The organism is Pseudomonas sp. 09C 129, from assembly GCF_002843625.1.
GTDB lineage: Bacteria > Pseudomonadota > Gammaproteobacteria > Pseudomonadales > Pseudomonadaceae > Aquipseudomonas > Aquipseudomonas chlororaphis.
Genome location: NZ_CP025261.1, coordinates 4336581 through 4352099, shown reverse-complemented (window position 1 = coordinate 4352099; position 15519 = coordinate 4336581). Strand labels below are relative to the sequence as shown.

15 protein-coding genes and 1 pseudogene are annotated in these 15519 nt (G+C 66.8%); 8 read left to right on the top strand and 8 right to left on the bottom strand.

Annotated elements, in window-relative coordinates; all coding sequences use genetic code 11:
• The first annotated feature begins 1 nt into the window (after position 1).
• The gene (gene nrdD / locus CXQ81_RS19600; protein WP_053261543.1) at positions 2–169 is read left to right on the top strand and encodes an anaerobic ribonucleoside-triphosphate reductase; all 168 of its coding nucleotides are present in this window, start codon (positions 2–4) and stop codon (positions 167–169) included.
• The gene (locus tag CXQ81_RS19595) at positions 166–861 is read left to right on the top strand and encodes an anaerobic ribonucleoside-triphosphate reductase activating protein (protein WP_178081074.1); all 696 of its coding nucleotides are present in this window, start codon (positions 166–168) and stop codon (positions 859–861) included. The genes nrdD and CXQ81_RS19595 overlap by 4 nt, the downstream gene beginning before the upstream one ends.
• A gap of 54 nt (positions 862–915) precedes the next feature.
• On the opposite strand, the gene soxR is transcribed toward CXQ81_RS19595, so the two are convergent.
• Positions 916–1401, bottom strand: coding sequence for a redox-sensitive transcriptional activator SoxR (gene soxR / locus CXQ81_RS19590; RefSeq protein ID WP_007923596.1), 486 nt, complete (start codon positions 1399–1401; stop codon positions 916–918).
• A gap of 96 nt (positions 1402–1497) precedes the next feature.
• On the opposite strand from soxR, the gene CXQ81_RS19585 reads away from it, so the two are divergent.
• From CXQ81_RS19585 to CXQ81_RS19575, 3 genes are all read left to right on the top strand, one after another.
• Positions 1498–2694, top strand: coding sequence for an efflux RND transporter periplasmic adaptor subunit (locus CXQ81_RS19585; protein WP_101338259.1), 1197 nt, complete (start codon positions 1498–1500; stop codon positions 2692–2694).
• A gap of 12 nt (positions 2695–2706) precedes the next feature.
• Complete coding sequence (locus CXQ81_RS19580) at positions 2707–5850, top strand: efflux RND transporter permease subunit (RefSeq protein ID WP_007923598.1); 3144 nt, start codon at positions 2707–2709, stop codon at positions 5848–5850.
• 132 nt (positions 5851–5982) lie between these two features.
• Positions 5983–6198 (top strand): DUF3079 domain-containing protein, encoded by a 216-nt coding sequence (locus CXQ81_RS19575; RefSeq protein ID WP_101338258.1) that lies wholly within the window; start codon positions 5983–5985, stop codon positions 6196–6198.
• Positions 6199–6227: 29 nt separating this feature from the next.
• Here the strand turns inward: CXQ81_RS19575 and CXQ81_RS19570 are convergent, their stop codons facing one another.
• Positions 6228–6989 carry an alpha/beta hydrolase gene (locus CXQ81_RS19570; RefSeq protein WP_101338257.1) on the bottom strand — a complete coding sequence of 254 codons (762 nt, stop codon included), beginning with the start codon at positions 6987–6989 and terminating at the stop codon, positions 6228–6230.
• 343 nt (positions 6990–7332) lie between these two features.
• Between CXQ81_RS19570 and CXQ81_RS19565 the strand changes: the two genes are divergently transcribed.
• Together CXQ81_RS19565 and CXQ81_RS31540 are read left to right on the top strand one after the other, a co-directional pair.
• Entirely contained in the window at positions 7333–8928 is a 1596-nt protein-coding gene (locus CXQ81_RS19565; RefSeq protein ID WP_101338256.1) for a serine/threonine-protein kinase, read from the top strand.
• 4 nt (positions 8929–8932) lie between these two features.
• Positions 8933–9043 (top strand): annotated as a pseudogene (locus CXQ81_RS31540) (IS1595 family transposase); the annotation flags it as partial.
• 148 nt (positions 9044–9191) lie between these two features.
• Here the strand turns inward: CXQ81_RS31540 and CXQ81_RS19560 are convergent.
• From CXQ81_RS19560 to CXQ81_RS19535, 6 genes are all read right to left on the bottom strand, one after another.
• Positions 9192–10025 carry an enoyl-CoA hydratase/isomerase family protein gene (locus CXQ81_RS19560; protein ID WP_101338255.1) on the bottom strand — a complete coding sequence of 278 codons (834 nt, stop codon included), beginning with the start codon at positions 10023–10025 and terminating at the stop codon, positions 9192–9194.
• A gap of 124 nt (positions 10026–10149) precedes the next feature.
• The gene (locus CXQ81_RS19555) at positions 10150–11436 is read right to left on the bottom strand and encodes a cation:proton antiporter (RefSeq protein ID WP_101338254.1); all 1287 of its coding nucleotides are present in this window, start codon (positions 11434–11436) and stop codon (positions 10150–10152) included.
• A 12-nt stretch (positions 11437–11448) separates the two neighbouring features.
• Positions 11449–11892, bottom strand: coding sequence for a thioesterase family protein (locus CXQ81_RS19550; RefSeq protein ID WP_101338253.1), 444 nt, complete (start codon positions 11890–11892; stop codon positions 11449–11451).
• Entirely contained in the window at positions 11882–12670 is a 789-nt protein-coding gene (locus CXQ81_RS19545) for a glutathione S-transferase family protein (protein ID WP_101338252.1), read from the bottom strand. Before CXQ81_RS19545 ends, CXQ81_RS19550 begins: the two co-directional genes overlap by 11 nt.
• Complete coding sequence (locus tag CXQ81_RS19540) at positions 12667–13611, bottom strand: DMT family transporter (RefSeq protein WP_101338251.1); 945 nt, start codon at positions 13609–13611, stop codon at positions 12667–12669. The genes CXQ81_RS19545 and CXQ81_RS19540 overlap by 4 nt, the downstream gene beginning before the upstream one ends.
• A gap of 29 nt (positions 13612–13640) precedes the next feature.
• Positions 13641–14669, bottom strand: a complete 1029-nt coding sequence (locus tag CXQ81_RS19535; protein ID WP_007923607.1) for a hypothetical protein — start codon at positions 14667–14669, stop codon at positions 13641–13643.
• Between the two features lie 276 nt (positions 14670–14945).
• On the opposite strand from CXQ81_RS19535, the gene CXQ81_RS19530 reads away from it, so the two are divergent.
• A complete protein-coding gene (locus CXQ81_RS19530; protein WP_256593487.1) occupies positions 14946–15506 on the top strand; it encodes a TetR/AcrR family transcriptional regulator in 561 nt (186 codons plus the stop codon).
• Positions 15507–15519: the final 13 nt, after the last annotated feature.

Sequence of the window (15519 nt, the reverse complement as noted above, 5' to 3'; positions counted from 1 at the left end):
CATGAACGCACAGTCCACATTGCCCCAGGCGCAACGCCAGCGCTGCGAAGTCTGGACCCGGGTGATGGGTTATCACCGCCCGGTCTCGGCCTTCAACCCGGGTAAACAGTCCGAGCACCGCGAGCGCGTGCACTTCACCGAACAGGCCACCGCGGCCGGTTGCCAATGAGCCGAAAGATGCGGGTCGGGGGCATGGTGCCCCTGACCACTCTCGACTACCCGGGGCTGCTCGCCTGCGTGCTGTTCTGCCAGGGCTGCGCCTGGCGTTGCCGCTACTGCCACAACCCGCAACTGATCCCGCCGCGCGGCAGCGAGGAGCTGGACTGGTGCCGGGTCCTGAGTTTCCTGCAACGCCGCCAGGACCTGCTGGACGCGGTGGTGTTCAGTGGCGGCGAGCCGACCCTGCAGGACGGTTTGCCGGCGGCGATGGATGAAGTACGGGCCATGGGTTTCCGCATCGGCCTGCACAGCGCCGGCATCAAGCCGGCGGCCTTTGCCCGGGCGGTGGCCGGCGCCGACTGGGTCGGCTTCGACGTCAAGGCCCTGGCCGAAGACGGCCCGATGATTACCGGCGTGCCGGGCAGCGGCAAGGCCAACTGGCGCAGCCTGGAGCTGCTGCTGGCCAGCGGCGTCGACTACGAATGCCGCACCACCGTGCACTGGCACCTGTTGCAGCCGGCCCGCCTGCTGCTCCTCGGCCAGCGCCTGCAAGCCCTGGGGGTCAGGCGCTTCGCGGTGCAGATGGTGCGCACCGCGCGCATGCTCGACCCGCAATTGCCGAGCACGCCGCAACAGGTGCTGGTGCCGGACCTGTGGCAGCACCTGCGCGAGATGTTCCCGGTGTTCGTGCTGCGCGGCTGAGGCGCTGGCGCGGATCGAACGGTCGCCGCCGGGGAGGGCAGGCGACCCCCTCGATCAATCGGCCTGCGGCTCGCCGGGGATCGCGATTTTCTGGTCCCCCAGCCAGCGCCGGGCGCCGCAGCCGTTGCGCGAGTAGATGTCCTCGGGGTTGTTGAGCTGGCAGTGTTCCATCGACATGCAGCCGCAACCTATGCATTCCTCCAGGCTCATGTTCAGCCGTTCGAGTTCGGCGATGCGTTGCTGCACCCGGGTTTTCCAGGTGGCGGTCAGGCGCCGCCAGTCCGCGCCCGCCGGGGCGGTGTTGATGGGCAGGCCGGTCAGTTGCTGGATGATTTCATCCAGCGAGAAACCGATGCGCTGGGCGAACACGATATAGGCGACCCGCCTGAGGATCGAGCGCGGGTAGCGGCGGTGGCCGCTGCCCACGCGGATCGAGTGGAGCAACCCGCGGGTCTCGTAGAAACGCAGTGCCGAAGCCATGACGCCACTGCGTCGGGCCACTTCGGTGATGGTCAGCAGCGGTTCGCTGGGCTTTTTCATGGGGCCTCCGAAGGGGCTTTACTTAAAGTTAACTTTAACTTTTATATTCCGTCTGCCTATAAATCAATACCTCTGGTGCAGCGGGAGTCCACGTTCATGAATCGAATTCGCCGAGTAGTCGGTCGAGGCTGTTCTTCAACCCATCGATTGGGCGCGTTGTGCCTCCTCTTGGCGCTGGGCGGCTGTAACGAAAAGGGCGAGCCGGTCGCCGCCGCGGCGCCGGTGGTCGAGGTGACGACCGTGAGCGTGCAGGCGGTGCGTGAGTGGGACCTGTTCAATGGCCGTATCAGCGCGATCGACGCGGTCGACCTGCGGCCACGGGTCAGCGGTTATGTCGACCGGGTGGCGTTTCGCGAGGGCGACGAGGTGGAAAAGGGCCAGACCCTGTTCGTCATCGATCCGCGCCCTTACCGCGAGGCGCTGGCCAGCGCCCAGGCCCGGCTGGCCCGGGCCCGCGCCACGGTGCGCCTGGCCACCGAGCAGGACCGCCGCGGCCAGGCCCTGGTCAAGCAGTCGGCGCTGTCGCGGGAGGAGGGCGACATTCGCAGCGCCTCCCTGGCCCAGGGCGTGGCGGACGTGAACGCGGCCGTCGCCGAGGTGGCCACGGCCCAGCTCAACCTCGACTTCACCCAGGTCCGCGCGCCGTTTTCCGGGCGTGTCGGCCGGGCCATGCTGACCCTCGGCAACCTGGCCCAGGCCGACCAGAGCGTGCTGACCAGCATCGTTTCCCAGGACCCGATGTACGTCTATTTCGACGCCGACGAGCAGAGCCTGCTGCGCTACACCGAGCTGCTGGGCAAGGGCCAGCGCCCGGGGGTGAGCAATACCGTGCGGGTCGGCCTGGCCAACGATGTCGGGACCTTCCCCCTGACCGGCACCGTGGACTTCCTGGATAACCAGGTCGACCCGGCCACCGGCACCATCCGTGTGCGCGCGGTGCTGCCCAACCCCGAGCGTCGGCTGACCGCGGGCCTGTTCGCCCGGGTGCGTCTTGAAGGCGGCAGCGAGACCCGCGCCGTGCTGATCGACGACCGCGCGGTGCAAACCGACCAGGACCGCAAATACGTGTACGTCATCGGCCCGCAAAACCAGGCCCTGCGCAAGGACGTGACCCTCGGCCGCCAGCTCGATGGCCTGCGGGTGATCAGCGCCGGGCTGGCCGCCGGCGACCGGGTGGTGCTGAACGGAGCGCAGAAGATCTTCTACCCGGGCATGGCGGTGGAGCCCAGGGACATCGCCGCGCCGCCGCAGCAGGCCGCGGCCGCCGCGCCCCAGACACCCTTGGCGAATTAAGGAAGAGCAGCCATGGATTTTTCCAAGTTTTTCATCGACCGACCGATCTTCGCCATCGTCCTGTCGATCATCATTTTCGCCCTCGGTCTGATCGCCATCCCGGTGCTGCCGTCGGGGGAATACCCCGAGGTGGTGCCGACCAGCGTGGTGGTGCGCGCCACCTACCCGGGGGCGAACCCCAAGGAGATCGCCGAGTCGGTCGCCGTGCCTCTGGAAGAGGCGATCAACGGCGTCGAAGGGATCATGTACATGAAGTCGGTCACCGGCTCCAACGGTAGCCTGGCGCTGAGCATCACGTTCGTCCCCGGCGTCGATCCGGACACCGCCGCGGTGCGCGTGCAGAACCGCGTGAGCCAGGCGTTGTCGCGGCTGCCGGAAGAGGTGCGGCAGTATGGCGTGACCACCCAGAAGCAATCGCCGACGCCGCTGATGTACGTCAGCCTGCTGTCCCCGGACAACAGCTACGACTCGCTGTACCTGCGCAATTACCTGACCCTGCACGTCAAGGACGAGCTGTCGCGGTTGTCCGGGATCGGTGATGTCGGAGTCTATGGTTCGGGCGACTACGCGATGCGCATCTGGATGGACCCCAACAGCCTGTCCGCCCGGGGACTGACCGCGGCCGACGTGGTGAACGCGATCCGCGAGCAGAACGTGCAGGTCTCGGCCGGCCAGCTGGGCGCCGAGCCTTCGCCCCAGGGCGCCGACTTCCTGGTGTCGATCAGCGTGCGCGGGCGCTTGCGCAGCGAGCAGGAGTTTGCCGATATCGTCCTCAAGAGCGGGGCGGACGGGCAGTTGGTGAAGCTGTCGGACGTGGCGCGGGTCGAGCTCGGCGCGGGCGACTATACCCTGCGCGCGCGCCTGGACGACCGCAACCAGGCGACGGTGGGGATTTTCCTCTCGCCGGGGGCCAACGCCTTGCAGGTCGCCGAGGCGGTCTACGGCAAGCTTGACGAGTTGTCCCAGCGTTTCCCCGAAGGCGTGGCCTACAAGGCGGTGTGGGACCCGACGGTGTTCGTCCGGGAATCCATCAGCGCGGTGCAGCACACCCTGATGGAAGCGGTGGTGCTGGTGGTGCTGGTGGTGATCCTGTTCCTGCAGACCTGGCGCGCCTCGATCATCCCGCTGATCGCGGTGCCGGTGTCGGTGATCGGCACCTTCGCCTGGCTGTATTTGCTGGGGTATTCGATCAACACCCTGACCCTGTTCGGGCTGGTGCTGGCCATCGGCATCGTGGTCGACGACGCGATTGTGGTGGTGGAAAACGTCGAGCGTTTCATCGAGAAGGGCTATGACCCGCGGGAGGCCGCGCACCGGGCGATGAAGGAGGTGTCCGGGCCGATCATCGCCATCGCCCTGGTGCTCTGCGCGGTGTTCATTCCCATGGCCTTTCTTTCCGGCGTCACCGGCCAGTTCTACAAGCAGTTCGCGGTGACCATCGCGATTTCCACGGTGATCTCGGCGATCAATTCCCTGACCCTGTCGCCGGCCCTGGCGGCCAAGCTGTTCAGGCCCCACGGCGCGCCGCAGGACTGGCTGGAGCGGGGCATCCAGAAGGTGTTCGGGGGCTTTTTCCGCGCCTTCAATCGGATGTTCAAACGCCGCTCCGACGGTTATCACGGCCTGGTGTCCTACTCCCTGGGGCGGCGCGGCTCGGTGTTCTTCCTCTACGCCTTGCTGCTGATCGGCACGGCCTGGCTGTTCAACCTGGTGCCGGGCGGGTTTATCCCGACCCAGGACAAACTCTACCTGTTCGCCGGCGCCAAGCTGCCGGAAGGCGCGTCCCTGGCCCGCACCGATGCGGTGACCAGCGAGCTGATCGAGACGGCACTCTCGGTGGAGGGCGTGGAGACCGTGCCGGCCTTCAGCGGCCTGAATGCCTTGCAATCGGTCAACACGCCGAATGTCATGGCCGCCTACGTGATCCTCAAGCCGTTCGACCAGCGTCAGCGCGGCGCGGTGGAGATCAATGCCGAACTCAACGCCAAGCTGTCCCAGGTCCACGAAGGTTTTGCCTATGCGCTGTTGCCGCCGCCGATCCAGGGTCTGGGCAACGGCTCGGGCTATTCGCTGTACCTGGAAGACCGCGCGGGCCTGGGTTACGGCGCCTTGCAGAATGCCTTGAGCGCCTTCCAGGCCGCGGTGGCGCAGACCCCGGGCATGACTTACCCGGTCAGCTCCTACCAGGCCAACATCCCGCAGCTGGAGGTGCAGGTGGACCGGGTCAAGGTCAAGGCGCAAGGGGTGTCCTTGAGCGATGTGTTCAATACCTTGCAGACCTACCTGGGCTCGGTCTACGTCAATGACTTCAACCTGTTCGGCCGGGTCTACCGGGTCATGGCCCAGGCCGACAGCTCCTACCGGCAGACCGCCGAGGACATCACCAGCCTGCGGGTGCGCAACGACCGGGGCGAGATGGTGCCGCTCGGCGCGATGATCACCGTGACGCCCAGCTACGGCCCCGACCCGGTGGTGCGCTACAACGGCTACCCGGCGGCCGACCTGATCGGCGACTCCGATCCCAAGCAGCTGTCGTCGGGCCAGGTGATCGCCAAGCTGGAAGAGATCGCCGCCCGGGTATTGCCCCGCGGCATCACTCTGGAGTGGACCGACCTGAGCTACCAGCAGGTCACCCAAAGCCATGCCGCGGCGGTGGTGTTCCCGCTGGCGGTGATGCTGGTGTTCCTGGTCCTCGCCGCCCTGTACGAGAGCTGGACGCTGCCCCTGGCGGTGATCCTGATCGTGCCGGTGTGCATGCTCGCGGCCTTGTCGGGGGTGTGGCTCAGCGGCGGCGACAACAACGTCTTCGTCCAGGTGGGGCTAGTGGTGCTGATGGGCCTGGCCTGCAAGAACGCGATCCTGATCGTCGAGTTCGCCCGGGAGCTGGAGCTGCAGGGCAAGGGCATCATCGAGGCGGCGCTGGAGGCCTGCCGCTTGCGCCTGCGGCCGATCGTCATGACCTCGGTGGCGTTTATCGCCGGCTCCGTGCCGTTGCTGATCGGCAGCGGCGCGGGCAGCGAGATTCGCCGCGCCACCGGCGTCGCGGTGTTCTCCGGCATGCTCGGGGTGACCCTGTTCGGGCTGTTCCTGACCCCGGTGTTCTACGTCGCCTTGCGCAAGCTGGCGGTGCGCTACGCGCCGGCGGTCACGGCGTAACAGGTGGCCCGGGGTGCCAAGACGAGCGCCCCGGGCCTGTCATTCTTGACCCCGATCAAGGGCATTTCCCTGTGGGCGTCGTAGTCTGGGAGCCATTCCCACTCTCACCTGCACCCGCACCCGGGGAACGCCATGGCCAAGCACTTTCCCATCAGCCCCAAGCACCCCGAACGCATCTGCTGGGGCTGCGACCGCTACTGCGCGGCCAATGCCCTGGCCTGCGGCAATGGCGCGGACCGCACCATGCACCCGGCCGAGATGCTCGGCGACGACTGGTACCTGCACGGCGACTGGGGCATCGAGCCGCCGATCGCGTCGGACAAGGCGCTGGACGAGGAGCGGTCCTGAGCCGGCGCCTTGCCGGAAGGCCGGCGCGCTCACAGCCCGCTGCGGAGCAGTTCCAGGAACCCTGGGCTCGCGGCTATCGAATTGTGCCCCGCGCCCGGGACGACCTCGAGCCTGGCCACGCCGGGGGCGAAGTGCGCATAGAGCGTCTCGGTGCTCGAACGCGGGATGACTTCGTCGTGTTCGGCGGCGATCAGCAAAGTCGGCACGGCGATGCGCGGTGCGTATTTCCAGGATTCGAACTTGTCCTGCAGCAGCCACCTCACCGGAAGATAGGGAAACCGGCTGGCGGCGAACTCCTGCAGGCTGTGGAACGGCGTGATCAGCACCAGGCGCGATGCCGGACGCTGGCTGGCCAGGCGCACGGCGACAGCCGCGCCGAGGCTGCGCCCGACCACCACGATATGCGGGTGGGCGGCTTGCACCTTGTCGAACAAGGCCATGGCATCGCGCGTGATGGCCGCCTCGGAGGGCGATCCGGAACTGCCGCCATAGCCTCGGTAGTGCAGCAGGTAGAGCGCATGCTCGGGAAAGGCCCGGGTAAATTCCGGCAGGTTGAGGGACACGTCCTCGGCGTTGCCACCGAAGTAGAGCAACGCCTTCGGGCCGTCGTGGGGCCTCACGGAAACCAGCACCTCGGCGTCGGTGACCGGCAGCCTGAGCAGCGTGGCGGGGCTGGCGATGGCGCGGGGCTGGGGGAAGTAGATGAGCGAACGCTGCAACGCCCACGCCGCGACGCAGAGCGCCAGGTACAAGGCGCCGAGCAATGCCAGGAGCGAAACCATTCGTGACATGTGGCTCACCTCCGTTGGGCGACGAAGCGCTGCTGAACGACCGCCGGCGGTCGTTTGCAGCGCCCCAGGATAGGCTCATATGCCGGCATTGCGCACTCGACCCGGCGCCCGGGGTTGGCGTCGGCGCCTGCTCCGCTAAGCTTGTGGCATTGCTCACCGCCAGAAGGATCGTCCCCAGCCAGGCGCAGCGCAAAACGCCAGGACGGCGGTAGACGGCGAGCCGGGAACTATCGGAAAAGTTCCCCGCTCTTATTAATATTAATTAGAGACCCGATCCGACGGGTGACATCCGGCCCGACAGTATCGGCGATCCCCCAATCAGTGGCTGCTCACGGATTCTTTCATGGACGAACGATTACCCGAGATACCCGGCTACAGCGTGCATAGCCGGCTTGGCCAAGGCGGGATGGCCGAAGTCTACCTGGCAACCCAGGAGTCGCTGCACCGCAAGGTGGCGGTGAAGGTACTGCTCAACGCCAATGACGAGGCGTTCAGCAAGCGTTTCATCCGCGAGGGGCATATCGTCGCCTCGTTGCACCACCCCTCGATCATCACCATCCACGACATCAACAGACTGGCCGATGGCCGCTACTACCTGGCCATGGAGTTTGTCGGCGGCGGCGACCTGGCCCGGCACAAGGGCGAGGTGTTCGAGCCGACGCGTGCCCTGGATATCGTCCGGCAGATCGCCACCGGCCTCGCCGTGGTGCATGAGCAGGGCCTGATCCACCGTGATATCAAGCCGGCGAACATCCTCTTCCGCAGCGACGGCACGGTGGTGATCACCGATTTCGGCATCGCCAAGGCGCTGGAGATGGACAGCGAGCTCACCGGGCTCGGCATCGCGGTCGGCAGCCCGGCCTACAGCAGCCCGGAACAGACGCAGTGCCAGCCGCTGGATATCCGCACCGACATCTACAGCCTGGGCGTGATCTTCCTGGAGATGCTCATCGGCACCAATCCGTTCCGCGGTGCCAGCTATACCCAGACCGTGATGAACCACGTGCAGATGCCGGCGCCGAGCTTGCCGGCGCACATCAGCCCGTACAAGGCGCTGCTCGAGCGGATGCTGGCGAAGGACCCCAACCAGCGCTTCGCCGACTGCCGGGCGCTGCTGCAGGCACTCGATGAGCTGGACCAGCCAGAGCAACCGGACGAACCGGACGAGCCCAGCGAGGTGGAGCTGGAATCTACCCGCTTCGTGCCGGCCCTGATCGATCCTGCGCCGCCCCAGGCCGAGGCCGAGCCTGAGCCCGCCCGCCGGCGCAGCCCGAACAGGCGTCTGGCGCTGTGGGCACTCGGCAGCCTGCTGCTGCTCGGCGCTGCCAGCGGCACTGGCCTGTACCTGCAGCAGCGGATCGAGATCGCCGAGCTGCTGGCTCGTGGCGAACAGCGCCTGGCGACGGGCCAGCTGTTCGAGCCGGCGCAGGACAATGCCGAGTATTTCTTCAACCAGGCCTTGCAGCTCGACGAAGCCAGCGCGCAGGCCCGGCAAGGACTGCAACGGGTTGCCGCGGCGCGGATCGCCGGCTACCGGCAACTGGCCGAGCAGCGCATCGCCGAAGAACACCTGCTGGAGCCCGAGGATGACAGCGCGGTGTTCTATTACCGGCAGATACTCGACCTGGAGCCGAGTAACGCCCAGGCGCTGTCCGGGTTGAACCAGGTGGCGCTGCTCTACGCCGAGATGAGCGAAAGCGCGTATGCCAAGGGCGATAAAGACCTGGCGCGGGCCTATATCAAGCATGGCCTGGAAGCCCGTCCGGACAGCCCCGAACTGCTCGCACTCCGGGACCGGCATGAGCAGCGCAAACGCACTGGCCAAGCGCCGCGCCCATCCGCTGCGCCGCCTTCCCCACGGCCCTCGGCACCTCAATCGACCGGCGAGCGGGCGGAACAGCCGAGTGCGGTCAAGCGCCTGTGGAACAGGCTCTTTTGACCCAAATTACCTGGGCTGGCGCCGCATGCTGGAACGTTATCAGCAGGGTATTCGACCGGATCACTGCATCCAGGAGGCAGTCGGGTGCACCATGCGACACGCTATTGGGACATAGCCTTATAGATAGCGTTTTTTCCCAGAACTCCTGGTCAAAGGCTTGGCCGTACAGCGTCATGGAGCTGCCCTTGGTTGCACCTGTGAAGCCGTATTTATTTGCGCTGTTTGCAGCCGATGCGTGAGCCGCACCGGTGACGCTATGGCCCTCAATCCTTGAGCAACCCCGGCGTCTGGGACGGCACATCGCCGCGCAAGTCCGGATGGTCGCGTTCGCAGAAGCGGCGCAGTCCTTCCTGGGTTTCCGGCTGATGGATGGAGCGGTTGAAACACTCGGCTTCGATGCGCAGGCCCTCGGCCAGGGGCTGGCCGTAGCCGCGGATGACTGCTTCCTTGTCCGAGCGCATGGCGGGCTGGGGCAGGCTGCAGAGCAGGCGGGCCAGTTCCAGCGCGCGCTCCAGCGAGCGGCCCTTGGCGACGACCTCGTTGACCAGGCCGATAGCCAGCGCCTCGCTGGCGCAGATCACCTTGCCGGTGAGGATCAACTCCAGCGCCCGGCCCATGCCGACGATGCGTGGCAGGCGCTGGGTGCCGCCATCGCCCAGGCCGATATTCCAGCGGCGGCAGGTCACGCCGAAGGTGGCGTGTTCCTCGGCGATGCGCATATCGGCGAAGCAGGCCCACTCCAGGCCGCCGGCGTAGGCCAGGCCATTCACCGCGGCGATCACCGGTTTATAGATATCCGTCCAGCGGCTCGGGCCGATGATCCCGGGGCGCTCGCCGCGATTGTGCGCGGCGATCTCGTCCGGGGTGGTGGGCACCAGGTCGAGTGCCGCCTTGAGGTCGCCGCCGGCACAGAAGGCCTGGTCGCCGGCGCCGGTGATGATGGCCACGAGGGCGTGCGGATCGTCGCGAAAACGGCTCCAGGCCTCGATCAGTTCCAGGTGGGTGGTGGGGCCGATGCAATTGCGTTTCTGCGGCCGGTTGAAGCGGATGATCCTGATCGGTCCCTGGGTTTCGTAGTCGATTTCGGTGAAGGCCATGGCCGCCGCACCTCCTGTGGTTGGCGAGGGAAGTCCATTACCAGGCCTGGCTTTCGGGCGCAGGCAAGGCACAACCTGCGAGTGTAGCCGGAGGGTTTTCCCGGTCTCCCCGGTCGGCCGATGGTTAGCGATCGGAAGTCTGCAACTCGCCTTTCGCCAGGGCGGATGGAACGGCCTCGATCCTGGCCAGGCGCCGGAGCAGCGGGGTGGTCATCAGGGTGGTGGCGATGGCCACCATCAACAGCAGGAAGAACGCGCTCTGGGAGATCAGCCCCATGTCCAGGCCCACGGAGAGCACGATGATCTCGATCAGGCCACGGGTGTTCATCAATATCGCGACGCTGCGCGAGACCTCCACGGACAGGCCGGCCAGGCGTCCGGCGAGGTAGCAGCCGGCGGTTTTGCCCAGCACCGCGGCGGCGAAGAAGGCCAGCAGCCACAGCCAGCTGTCGAGCGGCGCCAGGGCGCCGAGGTCCATCTTCAGCCCGGTGGCGGCGAAGTAGAAGGGCACCAGAGCGATGTTGACGAAGCCTTCCATATGGCGGTGCCAGTGCTGGCGCCGCTCGCGCAGCAGCCAGCCTGCGATCAGCCCGCCCAGGGCGCTGTGCAGGCCGATCAGGGTGGTGATCCAGCCACACAGCAGGGCGGTCGCCAGCATCAGCGCCATGCTCATATCCGCGGCGGGGGCCGCGCTGCGGGTCGCGGGCAGCCGGGTAAACAAGGTGTGCAGCAGCGGGCGCAAGCCCCAGCGGGCGAGGGCGAGGAACAGGACGATGAAGCTCAGTTGGCGCAGCACCCCGAACAGCGAGCTGTCGCTGCTGGACAGGGCGACGATGATCGTCAGCAGCACCCAGCCAATGATGTCGGTGATGGCGGCGGCCGCGATGCCCAAGGTTCCGGCCAGCGAGTGTTCCAGCCCCAGGTCGCTGATGATTCGCACCAGCACCGGCAGGGCGGTGATCGACAACGCGATGCCGCAGAACAGCACATAGCCGAGCCGGGGTTGGGCGGGCGCCAGGGCGCTGTGGGAGAGCAGCCCGACCATGGCCCCGAGGGCGAAGGCCAGGATCACCCCGCCGGCGGCCACCGAGAGGGCGCTGAAGCCGATCTTGTGGCTGCTCAGGTGATTGCTGTCGAAGCGCAGGCCGATCTGGAACATCAGCAGGACCAGGCCGATATTGCCCAGGGTCTCGATGCCCAGGCGGATGGCCGCCGGAAAGACCGCGGCATGCCACTGCGCGCCGAGGGCCAGCAGCAGGCAGGGACCGAGCAGGATGCCCACGCAGATTTCGCCGATCACCCGCGACTGCCCCCAGCGGGCCAGCAGCGCGCCGCACAGCTGGCTGGCGACGATGATTACCGCCAGCTGGAAAAACGGCAGGGCCGAGAACAGTTGCTGGAGCGTCGACATGGCGTCCTCCGCCTATTTTTCCGCGAACGACTCCGCGGCCGTGGTCAGGGCGCTCAAGCGGCGCCGCGCCGTTTCGCCAAAGGGTTTCGAGCGCCGGCTCTGGGCGTCGATCTGCACGATCACGGTGCTGGCCAGGGCCGCGCAGCGCCCGTCCTGGAACAGCGCCTGCTCCAGGGTCATCGAGCTTTTGCTGAGGGTCGCGACCCGGGTGCCGATCTGCACCGTGCCGGGCCAGCGCAGTTCGGCGCGCAGGTCGAGCTCCAGGCGCGCGATGACAAATTCGCTGCCCGGCTCGGCAAGCGGCGCATGCGGGTCGTAGATGATCTCCACCCGCCCGGTTTCCAGGAAGGTGGCGAACACCGCGTTGTTCACATGGCCCTGGCGGTCGGTGTCGGCGTAGCGGATCTTGTCCGAGGAACGGACGGCGAAGTCGTGCAGGGCGGGATCATTGGACATGGCGTGCTCCAGTCTCGAGGGGGGTGGCCAGGGTGGCCGCGCGCGCCAGCCCGCCAAAGGCGTCCAGCAGGCGTTCGCGCCAGGCATGCAGGGCGTCGTTGGGGGCCAGCAGTTCCTCGCTGCTGGTGCAGCGCGCCCACATGAACATGCCGAACACACAATAGTCGGCGTAGGCCGGGGCTTCGCCGGCCAGGAAGGGCTGGCCCTTGAGGGTCTGGCGAAGCGGGGTCAGGACCTGGCGCAGCTGTTCCAGATGCTGGGCCCGGGGGGCCACCAGCTGTTCCAGCGAGGTGCCGAAGTGCGCTTCGCGGGAGCCGCGGAAATAGGCCCGGTCCTCGGCGGCCAGTTGTGCGTAGACATCCAGCAGGATCACCCGGGCCACGGCGGGCAGCAGCATGCTGTCGGCCCAGCGGTTGACGAAAGCCGACAGCGCGACGGCCTCGCGGCCACCGAACAGGGACGGGCGCTCGGGGTAACGCTGTTCCAGGTGCAGGGCGATGCGCCAGGAGTCGCTGATGCTCTGGTCGCCATCCACCAGCACCGGGACCGCGCCCTGCCTGGAGAAGTCGATACGCGCCTTGTCGCTGAAACGCCAGGCGATGCGCTGGCTTTGCAGCCCCTTGTGGGCCAGGGCCATGCGGGTCTTCCAGCAGTGCGGGCTGAAGCGCAGGTCCGGGTCGGCGCCGGCCAGTTCGTAGAGGGTCAGGGGTGCGCTGCTCATGCTTGGTTTTCCTTGGTTGTGGACAGTGGCCGCTGTCCGCTCATGTAGCTCGTTCATGGCGTGGGTCCTGGTGGCCGGGGTGTCGGCTGGCCGATGGCGTCCGGCAGCGGGCGCGGGCGTTGCGGCAGCAGGGTCAGGAGCATGCCGGCGGTCACCGCCAGCAAGCCGGCGATGGCGCTGCTGTCCGCTTGCTCGCCGAGCAACAGGGCGGCCAGCACCATGGCCGTGCCCGGCACCAGCGCGGCGAAGGTGGAGCCGAGCGAAGCGCCGAGCAGCTGGACCGAGCGGCTGTAGAAGAACAACGCCACCGTCGACACCAGCAGGCCCTGGTAGACCACCTGGATGCCGATATCCCAGAGCGGCGCCTGGAGGATCCGCAGCCCGCGGCTGGCCAGGTAGACCGGCAGGTACAGGACCATCGAGCACACCGAGACGATCGCCGTGGCGTGCAGCGCGGCGCTGCCGGACCATTTCGACACCAGGGTGTAGATCGCCCACAGCAGGCCGCCGAGCAGGAACATCAGGTAGGCGTAGGGCGAGGCCTGGGCCCCGGCGAAACTGTGCCAGCCGGCCAGCAGCACGCCGCCGATGATCAGTGCGGTGCCGGCGTTCGCCCGGGCGCCGAGGCGGGTGCCGAACAGCCGTGCGCTGATCAGGATCGACAACAGGATCATGCTGCCGGGAGTCACCACCGCGAACAGCTCCACCGGGGCCAGGGCCAGCCCCTGGGCCACCACCAGCATGTACGGCGCGCCGATGCCGATGACCATCAGGCCGATGCTTGTCCAGCTCAGGCCCCGGCGGCCATGGCGGAGCAGGTACGGCAGCAGGATCAGCCCGGAGACGCTGTAGCGGATGCAGGTGATGTCGTAGGCATCCAGCGGCGTGCGGGTCAGCCCCAGCCGGGTGACCACCGGGAACGCGCCCCAGATCAAGGCCGCGGCGAGGCCGCACAGAATGCCGGCCCAGCGCTGTTCGGGACTGACGGTAAGCGTCATGAGCGGGTCCTCGCTGCGGCGCCTGGGGGCTAGCGGTGGCCGATCTTCACCGAGCCAGCGTTGCCGCGCTTGCGCAGGTAGGCGTACTCGATGTCGTTGAGCAGCATCTGCGCCCGGTTGATGTGGCGCGAGGCGTAGTTGACGCTGGTGAGGAAGTGCGCCAGCTCCTCGGTCTCAGCAAAGTGGCCGTTGTCATGGGCGACCTTGGAGAGGTCCAGGTTGCGGCGGTTCTCCAGCTTGTCCAGGTAGTCGATGTCGATCACCCGGAACGCCGCGCCGATGCTCAGGCCACGGGCATTGAGCACCTTGTGCCATTCGAAGGGCGGGTTGATCAGCACGTCGCCCGGCTCGACGTAGACGGTGTCGGCCTCGTAGTCGCCGCCTGGCGCTTCGCGGCCGCTGCTGGTTTCGAACATCAGGTCGTAGTCGCGGAACTGGTCGCCCAGCTGCGGTGGGCGGGTGCTCCACTTCTTGGTGCCGGCAATCATCACGAAAATATTCAGGGTCGGGAAAATGTGCCAGTCGCTGCCCACCGCGCCGCGGGCCGGCTCGCCGTATTCCTGGGTGCTGTAGCCGAGGAACATGTGGCCGGTGACTTTCCAGGCGTCGATGTTGAACCAGGGTTTGCTGAAGACGTGCTGCTTGACCAGGTTGAAGGCGTCCTTGCCCCACTCGTAGGGGTCGTTGTAGCTCGAGGAAATGGTGCCCAGGTGCGAGTAGACGTCGAGGTGGTGGGTGAAGATGTCGTCGAGGAATTCCTGCCCGGTGCCGACGCGGCCGGTGACGTAGTTGTAGTCCGAGGCGCCGTTCTCGTCGCGCATCGACACCGGCTGGTCGCCGGACTTGACCCGCCATTGCAGGTTTTTCCCCGAGCCGACCTGATCGAAGAACGCCCGTTGCGAGAATTCCTCGCCGATGGGCGCGAGTTTGCGCAGCAGGGCCGGTTTGCTGAAGCCCTCGGTGAAGCGCTCGACCTTGTCGCGGGTGAGCTCGCCCTTGTGCTCGGAGGGCTCGATGACGTTGATGTAGCCATACTGGATACGACTGTTCGAAACCATTTCGAAGACTCCTTTTTCCTGACGTAAAAAGAGAAAACCGCTCGCGCCCACGACCGCTGTTACCGGGTGTGACTGCGCAGGTGAAGCCGACTTCCTTCCGTGGCGCGGAACGAAAGTCGTGGACCAGTACATCAAGCATGCTTACCGGACAGCGCCTATCGGCTATGATTGACAAGGCTGTCAAAGATCGCAGTGTTGGTATCTTTGACAGCGTTGTCAACAATTATGTGAGCAGTGATTTTTATGGCGGGTGTCAGGCAGTTTGACGAAGAAAAAGTGTTGTCGGCGGTCCTTGAAGTGTTCTGGCGCAAGGGCTGGCAGTCCACCTCCATGGCCGACCTGGCCGAGGCGGCCGAGGTCCAGCGCGGCTCGCTGTACCATGCCTACGGCGGCAAGGAAGCGTTGTTCCTGCTGGCGTTCGAAGCCTACGCCACGCGCTTTTTGGGCAACGCCGCCAAGGCCCTCGAGGCTGCGGACGCCGAGACCGCGCTACGGCGGTTTTTCCAGGTGGCGATCAGCAACATGACCAGCGGCACGCCGGCCAAAGGCTGCCTGACCACCAAGACGGCCACCGAAGCCGATGCGATCGGCCCGCGCATCCAGCAACGCTTGCGCGAGCTGCTGGACGCTCTGCAACTGACCATCAGCAGCGCGCTGTCGGCCGAGCGAATCCGGGGCGATCTGGTCCTGGCGCCGGATGAAGCGGCGCAGGTCATGGTCACCTTCACCCGCGGGCTGGCGGTGATGGAACGCATCTACCAGGAGCCGGAGCGCTTGCGCAGCACGGCCGACTCCCTGGTGCGCATGCTGGTGCCGAGCGTCCAGGCGCGGGCCTGAGCCTCTGCGCCGT

Coding starts and splice junctions, on each gene's coding strand:
- nrdD (WP_053261543.1), top strand. CDS start 2: ATGAACGCACAGTCCACATTGCCCCAGGCGCAACGCCAGCGCTGCGAA.
- CXQ81_RS19595 (WP_178081074.1), top strand. CDS start 166: ATGAGCCGAAAGATGCGGGTCGGGGGCATGGTGCCCCTGACCACTCTC.
- soxR (WP_007923596.1), bottom strand. CDS start 1,401: ATGAAAAAGCCCAGCGAACCGCTGCTGACCATCACCGAAGTGGCCCGA.
- CXQ81_RS19585 (WP_101338259.1), top strand. CDS start 1,498: ATGAATCGAATTCGCCGAGTAGTCGGTCGAGGCTGTTCTTCAACCCAT.
- CXQ81_RS19580 (WP_007923598.1), top strand. CDS start 2,707: ATGGATTTTTCCAAGTTTTTCATCGACCGACCGATCTTCGCCATCGTC.
- CXQ81_RS19575 (WP_101338258.1), top strand. CDS start 5,983: ATGGCCAAGCACTTTCCCATCAGCCCCAAGCACCCCGAACGCATCTGC.
- CXQ81_RS19570 (WP_101338257.1), bottom strand. CDS start 6,989: ATGTCACGAATGGTTTCGCTCCTGGCATTGCTCGGCGCCTTGTACCTG.
- CXQ81_RS19565 (WP_101338256.1), top strand. CDS start 7,333: ATGGACGAACGATTACCCGAGATACCCGGCTACAGCGTGCATAGCCGG.
- CXQ81_RS19560 (WP_101338255.1), bottom strand. CDS start 10,025: ATGGCCTTCACCGAAATCGACTACGAAACCCAGGGACCGATCAGGATC.
- CXQ81_RS19555 (WP_101338254.1), bottom strand. CDS start 11,436: ATGTCGACGCTCCAGCAACTGTTCTCGGCCCTGCCGTTTTTCCAGCTG.
- CXQ81_RS19550 (WP_101338253.1), bottom strand. CDS start 11,892: ATGTCCAATGATCCCGCCCTGCACGACTTCGCCGTCCGTTCCTCGGAC.
- CXQ81_RS19545 (WP_101338252.1), bottom strand. CDS start 12,670: ATGAACGAGCTACATGAGCGGACAGCGGCCACTGTCCACAACCAAGGA.
- CXQ81_RS19540 (WP_101338251.1), bottom strand. CDS start 13,611: ATGACGCTTACCGTCAGTCCCGAACAGCGCTGGGCCGGCATTCTGTGC.
- CXQ81_RS19535 (WP_007923607.1), bottom strand. CDS start 14,669: ATGGTTTCGAACAGTCGTATCCAGTATGGCTACATCAACGTCATCGAG.